Source organism: Catenuloplanes japonicus, from assembly GCF_000717135.1.
In the GTDB taxonomy this organism is placed as follows: Bacteria; Actinomycetota; Actinomycetes; order Mycobacteriales; family Micromonosporaceae; genus Catenuloplanes; species Catenuloplanes japonicus.
This window is the reverse complement of sequence record NZ_JNXY01000002.1, coordinates 163,117-181,189: the sequence shown is the minus strand read 5'-3', so window position 1 is coordinate 181,189 and position 18,073 is coordinate 163,117. Positions and strand designations below refer to the sequence as shown.

Below are 18,073 nucleotides of genomic sequence, written 5' to 3'. Positions count from 1 at the left end.
CGGAGTCATGGAGATCCTTCGCTACACCGCGTTCAGTGACGACCCGTCCGGCGGCAATCCGGCCGGCGTGGTGCTGGACGCGACCGGTGCCACGGACGCGCGGATGCTGGCCGTGGCCGCCGAGGTCGGATACTCGGAGACCGCGTTCCTGTTCCCGCGCGCGGACGGCGCGCACGACGTGCGCTACTTCAGCCCGCTGGCGGAGGTCCCGTTCTGCGGCCACGCCACGATCGCCACCGCGGTCGCCCACGCGGACCGGCACGGCCCCGGCACGCTGCGGCTGCACACCCGCGCCGGCCTGGTCCCGGTGGAGACGACCGGCCGGACCGCGACGCTGGTCAGCGTGCCCCCGCGCGACACTCCACTGGACGACCTCGACACGCTGCTCGGCATCCTCGGCTGGTCACGCGACGAACTGGACCCGGCGCTGCCGCCGCGGGTCGCGTTCGCGGGCGCGTGGCATCCGGTGATCGCGGCGCGGTCCCGGGAGCGGCTGGCGAAGCTCGACTACGACCTCGACGCGCTCGGCCGGCTCATGGCCGCCCGGGACTGGACCACGATCGCCCTGATCTGGCGGGAGTCGGCAACCGTCTTCCACGCGCGCAACCCGTTCCCGCCCGGCGGCGTCTTCGAGGACCCGGCGACGGGCGCGGCCGCGGCCGCCTTCGGCGGCTACCTGCGCACGATCGGGCTCTCGAACACCACGATCACGATCCATCAGGGGTACGACATGGGCCGCCCGAGCCTGCTCACCGTGTCCGTCCCCGCGGACGGCGGCATCTCCGTCACCGGCACCGCCACGCCGATCGGCGGCTGAGTCACTCCCGCCGCCGGGCCGCGATCCTGATCACCACGACCGGCGCGACCACGACGGTGACCACCGCGACCAGGAGCGCGATGATCCACAGCTTGCCGCTGTGCAGCGAGAGCGCGCCGGCGATCCGGAAGACGGCGGGCAGTGCGGCGGAGACCGCTCAGGCCGCCCAGCCCACGTAGCCGTCCGGGCGCACCAGCGCGGCCCGCGCGCCGCCGATCGCGCCCGGCACCACCCGCGCCCCGTCGGCCCGCATGGTCGGGTCGTCCGTCACCAGCACCGCCTCGCCGGAGCTCAGGTGCTCGCCCAGCTCCGCCACCCGCGTCCCGGTCAGCGGATGGGCGTCCGGAGCGGCCGGATAGTGCACGTCGAGCGCGGAGAGCCGGCGCGCGATCGACAGTGACACCGCCGGGTGATCCGTGATCATGGTGCTGAACAGCTCGCGCAGCGCCAGTCCCTCCGGTCCGGTCGCGGTGATCAGCGCGGTCTGCGCCATCGTGTGCCGGGCCACGTCCGCACCCCACGGCCGGCGTTCCGCGTCGTAGGAGTCGAGCAACGAAGGCGCGGCGGTCCCGTGCACCACGGACGCGAGTTTCCACCCGAGGTTCATCGCGTCCTGGAGGCCGAGGTTGAGGCCCACGCCGCCGGCCGGGAAGTGCATGTGCGCGGCGTCGCCGGCCAGCAGGATCCGCCCGCGCCGGTACGACGCCGCGACCCGTGTGGTGTTGTCGAACCGGGACAGCCAGCGCGGGTCGTGGATGCCGAAGTCCGCGCCGGCGATCCGCGCGATGATGTCCCGCAGCTCGTCCATGGTGATCTCGCGGCGGCCGGGCTCCTGGTGCATCGGGTCGTAGCCGGCGATCCGGTACACGCCGCCCGGCATCGGCGCGACCATCATCGCGCCGGCCTCGTTCACCACGGCGAAGCCCGGTGGCGGCGGGTTGTCCGCCATCACGTCGCCCAGGTAGGAGTGGAAGCTCGGCGCGATCCCCTCGAAGACGATCCCGGCCGAGGTGCGTACCGCGCTCCCGGCGCCGTCCGCGCCGACCACCCAGGCCGCACGTATTGATTCCGAGTCGGTGGAAACGGTCACGCCGTCCGCGTCCTCGGCCACGCCCGTCACGGCCCGCCCGCGCACGATCGTCGCGCCCAGCTCGCGCGCCCGTTCCTCCAGCACCGCCTCGGTGCGCTCCTGCGGGTAGGAGAGGACGAACGGGTACGGCGAGTCCAGCACGGTGAAGTCGATCCGCTGGGCGAGGAAGCCGAAGTGCCAGGTCGGCAGCCGTACGCCGTGGGCCAGCAACGGCGCGGCCAGCCCGCGCATCGCCAGCTGCTCGATGCTGCGCGCGTGCAGCGCCATCGCCTTCGTGTGCGTGCCGCGCGCAGCACGGCGCTCCAGCACGAGCGTGTCCACGCCCGCGAGCCGCAGCTCGCAGGCGAGGAGCAGCCCGGTCGGCCCGGCCCCCGCGATGATCACCTGGCGATCGCCCGTCACGCCGGCAATGCTATATGCAGATCAACCGATAGTGAGGGCCGTCCATGACACCGGCGGCAGCGTGACCGTCAGTACCCCGTCCGTCAACATGGCCGTGTCGTTGACGCGCAATCCGACGCGCGTGGTGTCGGCCAGGTCGTTCACCGCGTGGATGTCGTCGTCCCAGATGCCCTCGGCGGCCACCGAAGCAGGGTTGAAACGGTGCAGATCGACCGTCAGCGTGGTCGGCTCCGTGAGGTGCCGGTTCTGCAGGAAGATCGAGAGACCGTCAGGAGAAACGGTCGCCGCCGCGTCCACCACCGGCACGTCGCCGTACTTCGCGGTCGGCACCGTGTCCGCGTCCAGCACCACGCGCAGCGCGTCGCCCCGGGCCGCACGCGACGTCACCGCGAACGGGAAGAACGTGGTCTGCCGCCACGCCGGCCCGCCCGGCTCGGTCATGATCGGGCCGATCACGTTGACCAGCTGCGCGAGACTGGCCGAGGTCACCCGGTCCGCGTGGTTGAGCAGCGAGATGAGCAGCCCGCCGAACGTGACCGCGTCCGCGACCGAGTACACGTCCTCCAGCAGCCGCGGCGCGACCGGCCAGTGGTCGACCGGGAACGTGTCCTCGACCGCGTTCCACCGGGACGCGTACCAAACGTTCCACTCGTCGAACGAGATCATCATCTTCTTCTCCGTGCGCTTGAGCGCGCGCACGTGGTCGGCCGTGGCCACCACCGCCTCGATGAACGCGTCCATGTCGACGCCGGACGCGAGGAAACTGGCGAGGTCGCCGTCGACCGGCTCGTAGTAGGCGTGGCAGGAGATGTAGTCCACGTCGGAGTACGTGTGCTCCAGCACGGTCCGCTCCCACGCGCCGAACGTGGGCATGTCCCGCGCGGAGGAGCCGCAGACGACCAGCTCAAGCGTGTTGTCGACCTGGCGCATCGCGTTCGCGGTGACGGACGCGAGCTTGCCGTAGTCCTCCGCGTTGCGCCGCCCGAGCTGCCACGGCCCGTCCATCTCGTTGCCGAGGCACCAGATCTTCACGCCGAACGGCTCGTCGCGGCCGTTCGCGGCGCGTTGCGCGGTCCGGGCCGTACCCGTCGGGATGTTGGCGTATTCCAGCAGCTCGATGGCCTCTTTCGGGCCGCGGGTGCCCAGGTTGACGGCCAGCATCAGCTCGCTTCCCACGTGGTCGAGCCAGGTCTGGAACTCGTGCAGGCCCACCTGGTTCGTCTCGGTGGAGTGCCAGGCCAGGTCCAGCCGGCGCGGGCGCTGCTCGGCCGGCCCGACGCCGTCCTCCCACTCGTAACCGGACACGAAGTTGCCGCCCGGATAGCGGATCGTGGACACGCCCAGCTCCCTGACCAGCTCGATCACGTCGCGGCGGAAGCCGTCCGGGCCCGCGCTCGGGTGTCCCGGCTCGTGGATCCCGTCGTAGACGTGCCGTCCGAGATGCTCGACGAACCCGCCGAACAGCCGCCGCTGCACGGTCCCGATCGTGAACGCCGGGTCGAGGGTGAGACGCGCGCGGGCCATGGTGTGCGCTCCTTGATCTGGGCCGACTGCCTACCATGTCGATCTTGGCACGAAGATCAAGATCAAAGTCATCCATGGGTACGCCCGAGAACTCCGTCACCCGTGAAGGAGCACACCCGCAGCCCCGTCCGGATCGTTGTTCCCGGCGATGGACGCGCGCCGCACGCAGCCCCGGCAACCGAACCGCTCCCCCGCCGCACTCAGCCGCCCCGCCGTCGCCGCCGACAGGGGCCGCATGTCCCGTCGACTCACCGCGCTCGCGGCCACGCTCCTCACCGCGGCCGTGGCTCTCGTGTCGCTCCCCGCCGCGCCCGCACAGGCCGTCGTTGACACACGGGCACAAACGGTCGCGCAACCCGCCGGTTCGGTGCAGGCCACGGGCGCCGGGCAGGCCGCCGGCTCCACGCAGGCCACAGGTGCCGGACAGACCACCGACCGGGCGCGGGCCGCCGGCACCGGGCCCTGCCGCACCGACGGGCGCGGGCCGGCCTGCCGTGTCTGGGCGGGCAGGGTCGACCACGTGTCGGACGGTGACACCGTGGCCGTCGACGTGTTCGGCGACGGGACCGCCACGCCGCTGCCGATCCGGCTGATCGGGGTGCAGGCCATGGAGCAGCACGTCTACTCAGGCGTGGTCTCCAAGCGGCGCGGTGAGTGCCACGCGCTGGCCGCGACCGCGCGCCTGGAGGAGCTGATCCGGTGGAGCGGCGGCCTGGTCCGGCTGACCGCGGAGCACCCGGGCAGCGTGTCGCGCGGGCGGGCGCTGCGCTCGATGGCCGTGAGGATCGGCGGGCAGTGGCGGGACGTGGGCCAGATCCTGATCCGCGAGGGCCACGCGCTGTGGATGCTGACCAGCGGCGGCGAGCAGGCCTGGAACGCGCCCTACCGGCTGGCGGCGCAGCTCGCCGCCCGGAGCGGCCGGAACCTCTACGACCGGGACGCGTGCGGGGCCGGGCCGTACCAGAGCGCGGCCCTGGACGTGTGGGTCAACCCGGACGCGGACGGCACCGACTCCGAGAACGTCAACGGCGAGTGGATCCGGATCGGCAACGCCTCCGCGACCGCGATCCCGCTCGGCGGCTGGTGGGTGCGCGACTCCGGGCTGCGCCGGTACACGTTCCCGGCCGGCACGTCCGTGCCCGCGCACGGCGCGATCTTCGTGCACACCGGCCGTGGCGTGCCCACCGCGACGCACCGGTACTGGAGCCTGCGCGAGCCGATCTTCGAGAACCCGACCTGGGACGCGGACGCGATCGGCGACGGCGGCTACCTGTTCGACCCGCAGGGTGACCTGCGCGCCTGGGACCTGTACCCGTGCGTCACCGGCTGCCGCACGCTGGCCGGCACCGTGCGGCTGACCGTGCGCACCGACGACCCGGAGCTGATCCGGATCACGAACGTCGGCAGTACGCCGATCGACCTGCTCGGCCACACCGTCACCACGGGCCCGCACGTCTACCCGATCACCACCCGCACCGTGCTGACCCCGGGTGACGCGCTCGACCTCTACCCGGCGGCGGGCATCTCCGACGGTCTCTCCCGCCACTGGGACAAGACCGAGGGCATCATGGGCGAGCGCGGCGGCACCGCGATGCTGCGCAACCGTTCCCAGTCCCTCGACGCGTGCGTGGCCTGGGGTTCCGCCCGCTGCTAGCTGATCGTCAGGCTGGACTTGGCCAGCTCGTACGCGGGCAGGATCGCCTCGTGCTCCTCCCCGTCGAGGCTGTCCAGCGCCACCACCACGGTGCCCTGCGGCGTGCCCACGGCGAACGCGCGCTCCGGCGTCGTCCCGGCGTCGAGCTTGCTCTCCTCGCGGTAGGTGACCTCGATGCCGGGCACGCCGCCGATCGTCAGCTCGGTGAAGGCCGGGGCCTCCGCGGCCGTGCCGATGAAGCCGGTCAGTCCGGCGCGCAGGTCGCCGGCCGCGCCGGTGTAGACGCGCAGGAAGCCGATGTTCCCGGCGGGCTTGGCGTCGATCTCGCAGGCCATCGACATCGGGCCCTTCTTGAGCAGGTCGGCCAGCTCCCCGGTCACGGGCGTCGCCTTCGGCGTGTAGGACTTCGCGAGCCCGAACGTGACCGGCAGCGCGCATCCGCTGTCCGCGGCCCCGACCCGCGCCACCTCGGCCGCACCCGCGGGTGCGGCGGCGGTGGCCGGTGCGGTCGTGCCCGGCTGTGTCTCCGGAGACTCGCTCTCACAGGCGGCGGACAGCATCAGCACGGTCATGGCGAGCGCGGCACCACGGCCGGCACGGAGAACGAGGGTCACGAGCGCAGGAGTCTACAAGCCGTCCACCTCCCGGGTTCTCCGGTGACCAACGGCGGCACCGGCAGGGAGGAGCGCCAGCGACGACCGGTGCCCGCGGGAGCATGCGGACCGCAAGCACGCTGGAAGCGGGAACATGAACTTGACTTTGATCTTGATCTATCGGGGTGGAACAGCCGTCAGGTCAAGCCGCGTGTCGGAGGCGGGGACGACGTAGACCGGGCCGGCGCCGGGGGTCCAGGTGTCCGGGAGCAGGAGCAGCATGTCGTTGCGCTGGGCGAGCAGGCGAAGGTTCCAGTAGCGGATGCGGTAGCGGCCGGCCTGCTCGCCGAGGTCCTGCGACTCGACGCCGTCGCCCGCGATGGCCAGGCGTTCCGGCGTGTAGAGCACCACGTGCGGGCGGGCGTCGAGGTTGGCCGCGAGGTAGCGGGCGTAGTCACGGCCGATCCGGTGCGCGTAGAGGCCGGTGGCCCACAGCAGGCCGGTGATCGCGAGCACGGCCAGCACGAGGCTGCGCAGGCGGGCCGGGATCGCGGCCTCCTCCGGCTGCTCCGGCCGGTCCATCAGCAGGTGGCCGTAGCCGACCAGCGCCACGGACGCGGCCAGGATCAGCGGCAGCGCGATGCCGAGCGGCTGGCCGATGCCGCCGCGGTCCAGCAGTCCGGCGAAGACCAGCAGGCAGCCGAGCACGCCGATCGTGCGGAGGACGCGGGAGAGGCGGCGGATCCCGCGGGTACGCGCCGGGGTCGCGCGATGCCGCAGGACCGGCACCACGATGCGGCGGTGCAGCGCGAGCGCGGGGAGCGCGACCAGGCCCACGAAGATCAGCGGCTGGAACGCGGCGTTGACGCTGTGGATCAGGTAGTCGGCGACGGAGAAGCCGAGCGCGGAGGCGTCCACGCCGAAGTAGTCGAACGTGGCGCGCAGCCGGATCGTGCCGAAGTAGTAGAGGACGGCGCTGATCAGCGCGGTCTGGGTGGCGACGCCGCCGGCGACCCGCCACATGGCACTGCCCCAGAGCGCGCCGGCGCGGATGCTCTCGGGGGCGTGCGGGTCGGGGCTGTGCGGGTCGGGGGCAGCCGGTGCGGATGCGGCCGGTGCGGCCACCGCGGAGGCGGCCGGCACGGCGGCTGCGGAGACGGCCGGGGCAGAGTCGGCCGGCGGCGGCACCGCGGGCGGGACCGGCCCGGATATGGATCCCGGACCGGTGGGCTGGGAAGGGACGGCGGGATCAGGCATCCCGCGCGGCCTCCGCCGAGGGTTCCGCAGCGGTCGGCGTCGGCGGGATCGCCGTGCCGGTCGTGGCCGGCGCCGTCGTCCGGGCGCTGTGCGAAGGGGTCGACTCGCCCCGCACCGGAGCCGCGTCACCCCGCACAGGAGCCGCGTCGCCCCGCGAAGGAGTCACGTTGTCGCGCACAGGAGACGCGTTCCCACGCGCAGGCAGGTCGCGCCCAGGCAGCACCTCGGGCGAGACCCCGGAGCCAGGCGTCGTTACCGGCACCGGCAGGTCGAGCACCGCGACCGGCTCGTCCCCCGGCTCCACCCGATCCCCCGACTCCGCCCGATCCCCCGGCACCCCGTCCTCCGGCGTCGGCGCGTGCTCCAGCACCACCGGCGTGAACTCCGGTTCCTGCCACGTCCCCGGCTCCGGCATCCACGGCCCGAGCAGCCCCCACCCGGAGAACGGCGCCTCCGGCATCAGCTCCGGCGACACCGGCTCCTCCGCGACGGCCGGCACCTGCCCGCCGTCGACGGGCGTCGGCGTGACCTTTTCGCCCCGCACGTCGTCAACACCATGTCGATGCTGCGGCGCCCCCGGCGCGCGATCATGCGCACCGGCCGCCGACCGCGCCCCCGGCGCACACATCGAGGGCAGCGGGTCACCGCCGAGCGGCGCGCAGCGTGCCGTCGCCGGGACCTCGGCCTCACGTGTGATCTCCGGGCTGTCCGACGAGCAACCCGCGCAGGCCCACAGGCCCAGACTCAGAAGGAAGAGCACGCCCGTCCGTACCGGGCGGCGAGAAATCACCACGGGTCGAGTGTGCGGCACTCTTCGTAGTTTGGGCAGGTCACAACCCCCGAAAACCCGGACAATCGCACGCTCGGGTGACGTGCGGTCCGTCACCCATAACCCGGCTACGCTTCGGGGCGTGAGATCGACGTTCTGGCTGGCGACGCTGCTGCTGGCCGGATGTGCCGCGCCGGGTGCGGCCGTGCCCGGCCCGACCGTCGTCCGCGTGGTCAGCGAGATCCACGACGCGGCCGATCGGCTGCGCGACTCGTCGTACCGTGTGGTGTTCGACATGACCCTGAGCGACCCGCCGGCGCGCTGGCAGGGCACGATGCGCACGCGCGGCGGGCAGGACGCGATCTGGTCCGTGGACGGGACCGCGAGTGACGACGGCACGGTGCTGGACACGGTGAGCATCGTCGACGCGGGCGGTGTCAGATACCTCAACCCCGAGATCAAAACCTTCAGCGGGTACGAATGGGCCGCGCTGGACGGCCCGCTCCGTGCCAGTTACTACTGGCGTCACGGCCGCCCCGTGCCACTGCCCGAGGCCGACCCGTTCGTCTGGTGCGATCTGTCGGACGCGCGGATGGCCGTCACCGCCCCCACCGCGGACGGCGGCCTGCGCTACCGCCTCACCGGCTGGTCCCCCGGCCCGGTGCTGGAGGGCGCGCTGATCCGGACCGGGTTGCGTGACCCCGCGTACACCACGCTCAACCTGACGCTGGACGAGGACGGCGTGCCCGCCCGCCTCGACATCACGCTGCCCGGCGCCGTGATCAGCCTGGTCGTGGCCGGCACCGGCATCCGAGAAATGATCAAGGTGCCGGAGGCCGGCGCGTTCCAGCCGTTCGCGCTCTAGCCTCTGAGGCCGCATTCGCGCAGGTAGTCGTGGGTGCGCGCGGCGACCTCGGCGTGGCCACGGTGTCCGGGCGCGGGCTCGTGGGCGACCACGACGAACGCGTCCCGCCCGCGGGCGCGCAGCGCGTCGAGGACCGGGCGCAGGTCCGGGAGCCCACCGGGTGGCTCGCAGCAGGCGCCGAGCATGACCGCCTGGTCGTAGGGGAGCCGCGCGCGGTGGGCCCGGATGGCCAGCGCCGCGTCGACCTGCTTGACGTGCAGGTAGCCGATCCGGTCCGGGTGGCCGGTGATCATCGCGACCGGGTCGCCGCCGGCGTAGGCGTGGTGCCCGGTGTCCAGGCAGAGCGACACGTACGCCGGGTCGGTCTCGGCCAGGAACCGGGTGATCTGCGACCCGGTCTCGACGAACGTGTCCGGCTGGGGCTGGAACCGCAACGTCAGCCCGTACTCCCCCAGCACGTGTTTGCCCAGCTCGTTGGCGGCGCGAACGAGCACGTCCCAGCCGTCCTCGCCCGGCGGCTCCTCGCCCGGCACCGGCATGAAGATCAGGTCGCGTGCGCCGGTCGCGGCCGCCAGCTCGGCCGCGAGACGGGTGTGGGCCAGCGCGTCGCCGAACTCCCCGGCCCGGTGCAGGCCGCCGCAGCCCTGCACGGTCCCGGCGCAGACCCGCAGCCCGCGGCGGCCGAGCTCGTCGTTGAGCCGGGCCGGGTCGGTCGGCAGGTAGCCGTAGGGCCCGAGCTCCAGCCAGGAGTAGCCGGCGCCGGCCAGCTCGTCGAGGAACCGGTCCCAGCGCGGGAACGGCCCGTACCCGGCCCACTGGACTCCCCACGAGCCGGGACAATTGCCCAGAATCAGGTTGACCACCGTGCACCTCCAGCAGCCCCCGCCTCGTCGCAGAGAGCCACCTCGATGCAATAGCGCTGGACACGCTACGTCAATAGCCGGTTACGTTATGCGCACAAATTGCATGATCCAGTTCGTCTCCCAGGTGCCCTGGTCGTCGGCGTAGGCCTGCTCCCAGCGCGCGGTGTCCGGCCCGATCACGGACCAGACGAACCGGCAGCCGACCCGCACGCCGTCCACCTCGTCCTCGCCGTGGAACACGCCGGTCCCGTCCGCGCCGAACCGCCCGGTCATCGGCAGCGCGAGCCGGCCGGTGCGACTGTCCGCCCAGTGCAGCGTCCACTCGTCGCGCGCCGGGTCGTAGAGCCGCAGCGTCGCGCCCCGGAACCCGCGCGTCGGGAAGTCGATCTCTTCCACGTTGCCCGCGCCGCCGAACAGCGGCCGGCATTCGGCCGTGCCGGGAAACTCGCCGTCCGGCCGGATGTTCGTCACCCGCCAGCGCCCGGCCAGAAAATCAAAACCCTTCGCCTGTACGGTCATCACGTCACTCCACAGTGGATGTCGTTGAGATGTCGTGAGCACCGTAAACGGGCTTCCCTGACAGGGAGTGTCAGTGGAGAATCGCGGGATGCGCGCGAGCCGTCTGGTGTCCCTGCTGTTGCTGCTGCAGTCACACGGACGGCTGACCGCGGACCGGCTCGCGGCCGAGCTGGGCGTGTCCGTGCGCACCGTCTACCGCGACGTCGAGGCGCTGTCCGCGGCCGGCGTGCCGGTCTACGGCGAGCCCGGCCACGACGGCGGATACCGCCTGGTCGACGGCTACCGCACGCGGCTGACCGGACTGACCGGCGACGAGGCGGAGGCGCTGTTCCTGACCGGCCTGCCCGGCCCCGCCGCGGACCTCGGGCTCGGCGCCGTGCTGGCCGCGGCCGAGCTCAAGCTGCGCGCCGCGCTCCCGGACGCGGCCCGGACCAGGGCGGACGCGTTGCGGCAGCGGTTCCACCTGGACCCGTCCGCCTGGTACGCGGACGGGCCGCCACCGCCGGAACACCTGCCCGCGGTGGCCGACGCGGTGTGGGAACGACGGCCGCTGCGCCTGCGCTACCGCCGGTGGGCCGCACCGCAGACCGTGACCCGGACGGTGCGGCCCTACGGGCTGGTGCTGAAGGCCGGCGCCTGGTACCTGCTCGCGGACGGCCGGCACGGCGTGCGCACCTACCGCGTCTCGCAGATCGCGCGGGTGACCGTGCTGGACGGCACGTTCGCCGTACCCGCGGAATTCGATCTTGCCCTGAGCTGGCGGGCATATCTGGACGCGTTCGACGTGCGGCGCCACCGGGACCACGCCCGCGTGCTGCTCACGCCGAAGATCCTGGACCGGCTCGCGGACCTGCTGGAACCGGCCGTGGTCCGGGCCGCGCGGGCGAGCGCGGAGGCCGCATCGGACGGCCGGTGGCACGTCACCATCCCGATCGAGTCGCATCAGCACGCGCGGGAGACGTTGCTGCGGCTGGGCGCGCACGCGGAGGTGCTCGCGCCCGCCACGCTCCGGGCCGCGATGGCCGCGGAGGCCACCGCGCTCGCCCGTCGCTACCGGTGACCGGTTCCCGTCAGAGGTGGTTCTGCTGCATCGCCTGGTTGGTGAGCTGGCGGGCGAGGCGGGCCGCGACCGCGCGGGCCTCGATGTGCAGGCGCGCCACGTTGAGGCCGTCGTCGCCGAGCACCGCCAGCAGCGCGAGATCGCCGATGGCGTAGACCGCGAAGTAGCCGCCCTGGCTGCGTACCGTGCACTCGCTGAAGTTGCCCTGGTTGAGCGCGGCGCCGCAGGTGCGCCCGATGCCGTAGGCAGCCGCGGCCAGCGCGGCCAGGTCGTGCGGCTCCGCCTGGGTGATCAGGTCGTGCAGCACCAGCAGGCCGTCCACGCCCGAGATGATGCTCCCCTTGACGCCGGTGACCTGGGTACGAAGGGAGGCGAGCTCGGTCCGGGCGGGTTGGTACGGGTCATGCGGTGCGGTCATCGTCACGATTTCTCTCCGGCGGCAGGGGGCGTGGCGTCTCTGGCGTCTCTGGCGTCTCTAGCGGTGATCACAGGTTGCGCAGGGCGGACATGATGCGGTCCAGGGTCGGCGAGTCGTTCGTGAACGGCTGGTTCAACAGGCTGAACAGCGACGGCACCTCACCCTCGGCGGGCTGGACCGGCAGATCCAGGCCCGGATCGGGTTCCGGCGCCGGACCGGCCGTACGGCGCGGAAGCAGCTCTCCCCCGTCACCGGAGGTCACAAATGTGAGCGTATCCCCGGACGGGGCCCCCACGGGTCCGGACGTGGTCATAGTCTCCCCAGGCCAGGGCGGGTCCGACGGATTCCCGTCGATCGGTTGGTACGGCGGCGGCTCACTGACCGGGAAGTCAGCATCCTGCGGGACGTAGCCGGGCCAGGCCGCATCCGGCTCCTGATAACCGGGCAGGTAACCGGCCTCCAGCACGGCCCGCGCCGCGGCATCGGCGGCGGCGTGCGCGGCCTCGTCCTCGGCCGCCAGCGCACGCTCGTCCTCCGCGTCCTGCGCCGCGAGCGCGGCCCCGGGCCGGCGGGCGACGCCGTAGGGGTTCAGCGGCTGCTGCTCGGCCGGCGTGTCATAGACGGTCTGCGTCGGCAGGTCGTAGGTGCCCTGATAGACGTCGTCGTAGGCCGCGTAGCCGTCCGGCGGGTAGGCCTCCGGCGGAAAACCGTTCCGGGGGTACGCCTCCGCCGGGTAGCCGCCCTGAGGGAAGTCGTTCTGCGTGCCGGTGTCCGCGGGGAACATGTCCTGCGGGTAGGCGTCCTGCGGGTAAGCGTCTTGTGGGTAAGCGTCTTGCGGGTACGCGTCCTGCGAGTAGCCGTCCTCGGCCGACGGGTGGTAGATCGGCAGCAGCGGGACGTCCGCGACCGGCGGGGCGTCGAAGTCCGGCAGGATCTGGGCGGGCGGCGTCAGCGGCGGCTCCAGGCCCTCGCCGGACTCGGGCGTGGGGACCACGGACGCGATGCCGATCGCGGGCGGCTCCACGGCCTCCGGGATCGGTTCCGGATGCACCCCGGCCACGGGCATGTCCAGCTCGGACAGTGTGTCCAGATCCAGGTCCAGGCCGGAGGCGGGCAGTTCGAGCGCGGCGGCCGGGACGTCCAGCTCGGAGGGCGGCAGATCCCGCACCGCCGGCGATGGTGCCTCCGGCGCGAACGGTGAGGGGAACTCCAGGGCCTCGTCGTAGGACGGCAGCTCCGGCGCGGGCTCGAAGAACGGCGGCAGGTTGGGCACCGGGCGCTCGGGGGCCTCTGCCTTCGGTGCGGCGCTGTCCGACGGCTCATCACCGGTCGGCGGCGTGTCTGCGAGCGTCTCGGGGCGCTCGCCGACCTCGACGAGCGCCGCAGCCTCTCCGTCGGACCGTGGCTCCGCGGCCGGCCACAGCTCCTCGAAGGACTCACCCCCGGCAGACGCGTGCGCCGAAGGCGTTTCGGGCACGGCAAGGCTGTCGAGCGGGGCAAAGGTGTCGGGTGCGGCAGGCCCCTGCGCCGCAGGCGACTCGGACTCGACAGAGATCCCGGACTCGGCAACATCCTGCGCCGCAGGCGACCCGGACTCAACAAAGGCCCCGGACTCAGCAACATCCTGCGCCACAGGCAACCCGGACTCAACAAAGGCCCCAGACTCGGCAAGACCCTGCGCCACAGGCAACCCGGACTCAACAGAGATCCCGGACTCGGCAGAGGTGGTCCCGGCCTCGACGGAGGCGGAGGACTCGGCCTGGCCGGACGCCTGCGGCTCCCCGACCGGCCGCAGTCCCTCGGACAACTCGGAATCGGCCGCTCGCCCGGCTTCGGATTCCCCAGACAGGCCCGGCTCGATCCCGACGAACGACTCGGCCGTGAAACCGGACAGGTCCGGCCCGATCCCCACGGACGAATCGGGCGCGGAGAGCGCCTCCGTGACCGATTCTTCCCGCCCCGATCGCGACATGGGCTGCGGCGCGGCGACGGAGTCAGCGGAGGACTCGGCGAAAGGCTCCGCCGGGTCAAAGCCGATGAACGCCGCGTCATCGACTCCGGCCGAAGACCCGCCCGACGCGGACGCCTCACTCAGCGCGGCCGGCTCGGGTGCTGATGCCAGGCTCTCGCCGGCCTCCCACGCATCCCGCCCCGGCTCCGACGCCTCAGGCGCCACAGACTCGGGCGCGACAGACTCGGGCGCGACAGACTCGGGCGCGACAGACTCGGGCACCACAGACTCGGACGCGAGAGACTCGGACGCGACAGACTCGGGCGTCACGGACTCGGGTCCAACAGGCCCAGACACGGCAGCCTCGGACACAGCATCCTCGGACACCTCGCCGGCATCCGGCACCGCGCCCGTATCGCCCTCTGCCGCCCCGGCCTCGATGATCGTGACCGCCTCCGCCGACGGCGCCGCCCCAGGATGCTCTCCGCGCGGATGGACGCCCCCGCCCGTACCCTCCGGCATCGCCACCGCGCCCACGACCAGCGGCGCCGACGGCGGCACCGTGATCCCCGCGGCCCCGGGCGACGCGCCGAGCGCGTAGGGCCCGTCGCGGTAGACCGTCGCCGCGCGCCGGAACTCGTGCCGCGCCATCGCCAGGTTCGCGCCGGAGCGCTGCAGCGTCAGGTGGACGACCTCCGTGCCGCGACCCGGCTTCTCGACCAGGCGCAGCACGTGGAAGTAGTCGGCGCTGGTGAGCAGCACGTCGTCGACGTCGCCGCCGGCGGTGAGTCGCAGCAGCTCGCGCGCGGCCTGCACCATCACGACCGCGACGGTGGCCGTGCCCTCGATCGGCTCGTCCGGTCCGCCGGGTGTGGAGGACCAGGCCGGCACGCTGGAGCCCTCCGCGACGAGCGCGACCCTGGTCGCACCGGGGATCTGCAGCGCCTCGGCGAGCGCGCGTATCGGGTGGTCGCCCAGGCCGCCCGCGTCCGCCGCAGCACCCGTCATCGCCATCGCCGTCCCGCGTCCGTCCGTCTCGCCACTTCGAAAGCCGCAACAAAAGCCGTCACCGGCACGTCGTTCCCCCGCGTACAGGCCCGGACGCCGGGCCGGGCAAGTCGCCGGGGCCCGCGTACCGCCGCGAACCCCGGGTGTGAAGTGAACTGCCCCGCACCGGCCGGCCCGTGGGCCGGCCGGAACCCGGGTCAGGAGGCGGAGTTGTCCTCCACCTGCTTCATCACCATGCGGGCCTGGGCGAACAGCATGCCGATGTTGACCTGCCGGCGGCAGACGACGACGGCGACCAGGTCCTGGTTCGACGCGCTGCGCATGAACAGGTGCACCAGGTTGTCGCTGTTGACCAGGATCTCCTGGAAGTAGTGGCGGTCGGACTGGACGCCCCGCTGCTGCTTCCAGATGTCCTCGATCATCGTCACGTTGCGGCCCTGGAACAGGTCGAACGTCGCGGCCGCCAGGAGGTCGAGAACCTCCGACGGGTGTTCGTCCAGCGTGTCCGCCACCAGGAGCATGCCGGTCGACATGTCGACCCAGCCCGAGGCGATGCACTCGGGGACCTGGCTCCGGAAGTCCCGGACCGTGTCGGTGACGATCTGGGACAGGCTACGTTCTGCCACTACGTTCCTTCTCTATCGCACCACGGCCTTGCCGCCGCGGTGTCCGCTCCGCGGCCTGACGGCCGCGTCCCCTCACAGCGGTGCGAGAGGCTCAGATCTCGAGCTCGAGCTCGATGCGCTTGAGCTGGTGGCGGGCCATGCCGAGGTTGGCGCGGCTCTTGGCGAGCGCCAGGTACATGAACAGCGCCTCGCCCTGCCGGCGCGGCTGCAGCAGCCGGATCAGGTGGTACTGGCTGTCCAGGGTGATCAGGATGTCCTCGATGCCGTCCGGCAGGCCGAGCATCTCGAGCGTGCGCAGCTTGCTGCGGACCACGTCGGTGTTGCCGGCGGCGGCGATCGTGACGTCCATTCCCGGTCCGCCGCCCATCACGCCGAGCGTGAGACCGCTGGTGTAGTCGACCAGCGCGACGCCGATGGCACCGTCGATCGACATCGCATCCTTGAGGGCGGTATCGATGTTTGCCACTTTTCCTCCGGTTGTTGCGACGGTCCCGCTCGCCAGACGGCGAATACGGAAGGTGGTTGGATCATGAGCGACCAGTGAAGCTTCGCACGGATTACGCGAGATTCGGAAAGCCGTCTCGAGTTATGCCTGACCAGGCAAGGCGATGATCGCCCGAATGACCCGGAGCAGAGCGGAACGGGCGGTTGCGCTATAGACTCCGAGTTGGTAGCGACTACACCGAGTGACCTCCTTTGACACTCTTAGTCAGCTCTCAACTCAACTTTGATTTAACACCACGAACCGGCTGACCGAGCGGTCCATCAGACAGATCGGAAAAAGCCCGGCAGCCTGGAATCGGCTGCCGGGCAACAAAAGCGACGGAATATGACAAACGTCAGCGACCGAGCCAGCCGCCGTCCACCGGGATCAACGCCCCGTGCACGTAGTCCGAGGCACCGCTGGCCAGGAAGACGGCCACACCGGCGAAATCCTCCGCGCGGCCCCACCGCCCGGCCGGGATCCGGTCCAGGATCGCCTTGCTGCGGTCGGGATCGCCGCGCAGCGCCTCGGTGTTGTCGGTCGCCACGTAGCCGGGCACGATCGCGTTGACGTTCACGCCGCGGCCGGCCCACTCGTTGGCCAGCGCGCGGGTCAGCCCGGCGATGCCGGACTTCGCGGCCGCGTACCCCGGAACGTTGATCCCGCCCTGGAAACTGAGCAGCGACGCAGTGAAGATGATCTTCCCGTGGCCACGCGCCACCATGCCGCGGCCCACCTCGCGGCTCAGCACGAACTGACTGGTCAGATCGACCTGGACGACGGTGTCCCAGTACTCGTCCGGATGCTCGGCCGCGGGCGCGCGCAGGATCGTGCCGGCGTTGTTGACCAGGATGTCCACCGGGCGCTCACCGTCGTGCAGCTCCGCGGCGAACGCGGCCACCGCGGCCCGGTCCGCGAAGTCGACCTGACGCACGGCACAGGTGCGGCCGAGCCGGGTGACGCGCGCGGCGACCTCGCTGCCCTCGGCCTCGATGTTGGCGCTGACCGCGATGATGTCCGCGCCGGCCGCGGCCAGCGCCTCCGCCATCGCGAGGCCCATGCCACGACGTGCGCCGGTGACGACGGCCAGCCGTCCGCTGAGATCAAACACCCGAGCTCCTCACATCATCCGGGGGTACGTCATAGACGATCACAGATCTAAGCCTCGCACGCGACCAGGACTTTCATCACGCCTCCGCCCTCGAGCGCGGTGAACGCGTCCGCGACGCCATCCAGCGGCACGACCCGGGAGATCAGCGCCGCCGCCGGGATGTCGCCGGCCGCTACCAGCGCGACCGCCTCCTCGAAGTCGGACCGGTCGTAGAGCCGCGCGCCGATCAGCGTCAGTTCGCGCCAGAAGAACCGGTGCAGGTTCACCTCGCGCGGCTGCCCGTGGATCGCGACCAGCACCAGGCGCCCGCGCACGGCCAGCACGTCCACCGCGGTGCCCACGCCCGCGGCCGCGCCGGAGACCTCGAACGCCACGGCCGCGCCCGCCCCGCCGGTCCAATCGGTCACGTAGCCGGGCGCGTCGGCGGGCGCGACCGTGCGCAGCCCGAAACCGTCGGCCACGCCGCGCCGGTACGCGTCCGGCTCGACCAGCAGCACGTCCGCCCCGGCCCGGCGCGCGACCAGCGCGATCAGCTGCCCGACCGGCCCGCCGCCGACCACCACCACGGTCTCCCCCGGCCGCACCGCGCCGCGCCGCACGTCGTGCACGGCCACCGCGGTCGGCTCGACCAGCGCCGCATGGTCCAGCGCGAGCCCGGCAGGCAGCCGGACCAGCGCGGACGCGGGCACGATCCACCGCTGCTGCAGCGAGCCGGCCGAGTCGATCCCGATGAAGTTGAGCCGGTGACAGATGTGCGTGTGACCGTTCGTGCAGGCGGGGCAGTCACCGCACCACGCGAGCGGCATCACGGTCACCGGATCGCCCGCGGACCAGCCCTCCACGCCGGGTCCCGCGGACGCGACGCGGCCGGACATCTCGTGGCCGATCACGGCCGGGCGGGTGACGCGCGCGTCCATCACGCCGTGCTTGATGTGCAGGTCCGTGCCGCAGATCCCGGTGTACGCCACGTCGATCTGCACCTGGCCGGGACCGGGTGGCGCCGGTGCGTACCCCTGGATCCGGAACGTCTCGTCTCCGATGTAGACGACTTGCCGCATGGCG

The 18,073-nt window shown here is 72.3% G+C and carries 17 protein-coding genes; 4 read left to right on the top strand and 13 right to left on the bottom strand.

The annotated features are described in order from the left end of the window. Nucleotides 1-7: 7 nt before the first annotated feature. Entirely contained in the window at nucleotides 8-817 is an 810-nt protein-coding gene (locus tag OP04_RS04815; RefSeq protein WP_033338254.1) for a PhzF family phenazine biosynthesis protein, read from the top strand. A gap of 157 nt (nucleotides 818-974) precedes the next feature. Here the strand turns inward: OP04_RS04815 and OP04_RS04810 are convergent, their stop codons facing one another. Beyond that, a complete protein-coding gene (locus tag OP04_RS04810; RefSeq protein WP_033338253.1) occupies nucleotides 975-2,309 on the bottom strand; it encodes an FAD-dependent oxidoreductase in 1,335 nt (444 codons plus the stop codon). Between the two features lie 21 nt (nucleotides 2,310-2,330). Beyond that, complete coding sequence (arfA, locus tag OP04_RS04805; protein ID WP_033338252.1) at nucleotides 2,331-3,833, bottom strand: arabinosylfuranosidase ArfA; 1,503 nt, start codon at nucleotides 3,831-3,833, stop codon at nucleotides 2,331-2,333. A gap of 235 nt (nucleotides 3,834-4,068) precedes the next feature. Between arfA and OP04_RS51015 the strand changes: the two genes are divergently transcribed. Beyond that, nucleotides 4,069-5,487 carry a lamin tail domain-containing protein gene (locus OP04_RS51015; RefSeq protein ID WP_085066248.1) on the top strand — a complete coding sequence of 473 codons (1,419 nt, stop codon included), beginning with the start codon at nucleotides 4,069-4,071 and terminating at the stop codon, nucleotides 5,485-5,487. Here OP04_RS51015 and OP04_RS04795 read toward each other — a convergent pair. From OP04_RS04795 to OP04_RS04785, 3 genes are all read right to left on the bottom strand, one after another. Beyond that, a complete protein-coding gene (locus tag OP04_RS04795; RefSeq protein ID WP_051797098.1) occupies nucleotides 5,484-6,101 on the bottom strand; it encodes a lipoprotein in 618 nt (205 codons plus the stop codon). The genes OP04_RS51015 and OP04_RS04795 overlap by 4 nt on opposite strands. 156 nt (nucleotides 6,102-6,257) lie before the next feature. After that, the gene (locus tag OP04_RS49160) at nucleotides 6,258-7,337 is read right to left on the bottom strand and encodes a hypothetical protein (protein ID WP_157239294.1); all 1,080 of its coding nucleotides are present in this window, start codon (nucleotides 7,335-7,337) and stop codon (nucleotides 6,258-6,260) included. Beyond that, nucleotides 7,330-7,881, bottom strand: a complete 552-nt coding sequence (locus tag OP04_RS04785) for a hypothetical protein (RefSeq protein ID WP_033338251.1) — start codon at nucleotides 7,879-7,881, stop codon at nucleotides 7,330-7,332. Before OP04_RS04785 ends, OP04_RS49160 begins: the two co-directional genes overlap by 8 nt. A gap of 367 nt (nucleotides 7,882-8,248) precedes the next feature. Here OP04_RS04785 and OP04_RS04780 point away from each other — a divergent pair, with 367 nt between their 5' ends. Continuing rightward, nucleotides 8,249-8,971 carry a hypothetical protein gene (locus OP04_RS04780; RefSeq protein WP_033338250.1) on the top strand — a complete coding sequence of 241 codons (723 nt, stop codon included), beginning with the start codon at nucleotides 8,249-8,251 and terminating at the stop codon, nucleotides 8,969-8,971. Here the strand turns inward: OP04_RS04780 and OP04_RS04775 are convergent. Beyond that, nucleotides 8,968-9,834: a sugar phosphate isomerase/epimerase family protein gene (locus OP04_RS04775; RefSeq protein ID WP_033338249.1), complete on the bottom strand. Its 867-nt coding sequence runs from the start codon at nucleotides 9,832-9,834 to the stop codon at nucleotides 8,968-8,970. The genes OP04_RS04780 and OP04_RS04775 overlap by 4 nt on opposite strands. 81 nt (nucleotides 9,835-9,915) lie before the next feature. Beyond that, complete coding sequence (locus OP04_RS04770; protein WP_033338248.1) at nucleotides 9,916-10,353, bottom strand: DUF1579 family protein; 438 nt, start codon at nucleotides 10,351-10,353, stop codon at nucleotides 9,916-9,918. A gap of 88 nt (nucleotides 10,354-10,441) precedes the next feature. Here OP04_RS04770 and OP04_RS04765 point away from each other — a divergent pair, with 88 nt between their 5' ends. Then, nucleotides 10,442-11,413, top strand: a complete 972-nt coding sequence (locus tag OP04_RS04765) for a helix-turn-helix transcriptional regulator (RefSeq protein ID WP_033338247.1) — start codon at nucleotides 10,442-10,444, stop codon at nucleotides 11,411-11,413. 10 nt (nucleotides 11,414-11,423) lie between these two features. On the opposite strand, the gene OP04_RS04760 is transcribed toward OP04_RS04765, so the two are convergent. The 6 genes from OP04_RS04760 to OP04_RS04735 form a co-directional block, all read right to left on the bottom strand. Beyond that, nucleotides 11,424-11,831 carry a roadblock/LC7 domain-containing protein gene (locus tag OP04_RS04760; RefSeq protein ID WP_033338424.1) on the bottom strand — a complete coding sequence of 136 codons (408 nt, stop codon included), beginning with the start codon at nucleotides 11,829-11,831 and terminating at the stop codon, nucleotides 11,424-11,426. Nucleotides 11,832-11,898: 67 nt separating this feature from the next. Next, nucleotides 11,899-14,790 (bottom strand): hypothetical protein, encoded by a 2,892-nt coding sequence (locus OP04_RS04755; protein ID WP_157239292.1) that lies wholly within the window; start codon nucleotides 14,788-14,790, stop codon nucleotides 11,899-11,901. A gap of 197 nt (nucleotides 14,791-14,987) precedes the next feature. Further along, nucleotides 14,988-15,416, bottom strand: coding sequence for a hypothetical protein (locus OP04_RS04750; protein ID WP_051797096.1), 429 nt, complete (start codon nucleotides 15,414-15,416; stop codon nucleotides 14,988-14,990). Nucleotides 15,417-15,507: 91 nt separating this feature from the next. Then, on the bottom strand, nucleotides 15,508-15,882 hold the full coding sequence (locus tag OP04_RS04745) for a roadblock/LC7 domain-containing protein (RefSeq protein WP_033338245.1): 375 nt from the start codon (nucleotides 15,880-15,882) through the stop codon (nucleotides 15,508-15,510). 373 nt (nucleotides 15,883-16,255) lie between these two features. Beyond that, entirely contained in the window at nucleotides 16,256-17,011 is a 756-nt protein-coding gene (locus OP04_RS04740; protein WP_033338244.1) for an SDR family oxidoreductase, read from the bottom strand. A 47-nt stretch (nucleotides 17,012-17,058) separates the two neighbouring features. Then, nucleotides 17,059-18,069: a (R,R)-butanediol dehydrogenase gene (locus OP04_RS04735; protein ID WP_033338243.1), complete on the bottom strand. Its 1,011-nt coding sequence runs from the start codon at nucleotides 18,067-18,069 to the stop codon at nucleotides 17,059-17,061. Nucleotides 18,070-18,073: the final 4 nt, after the last annotated feature.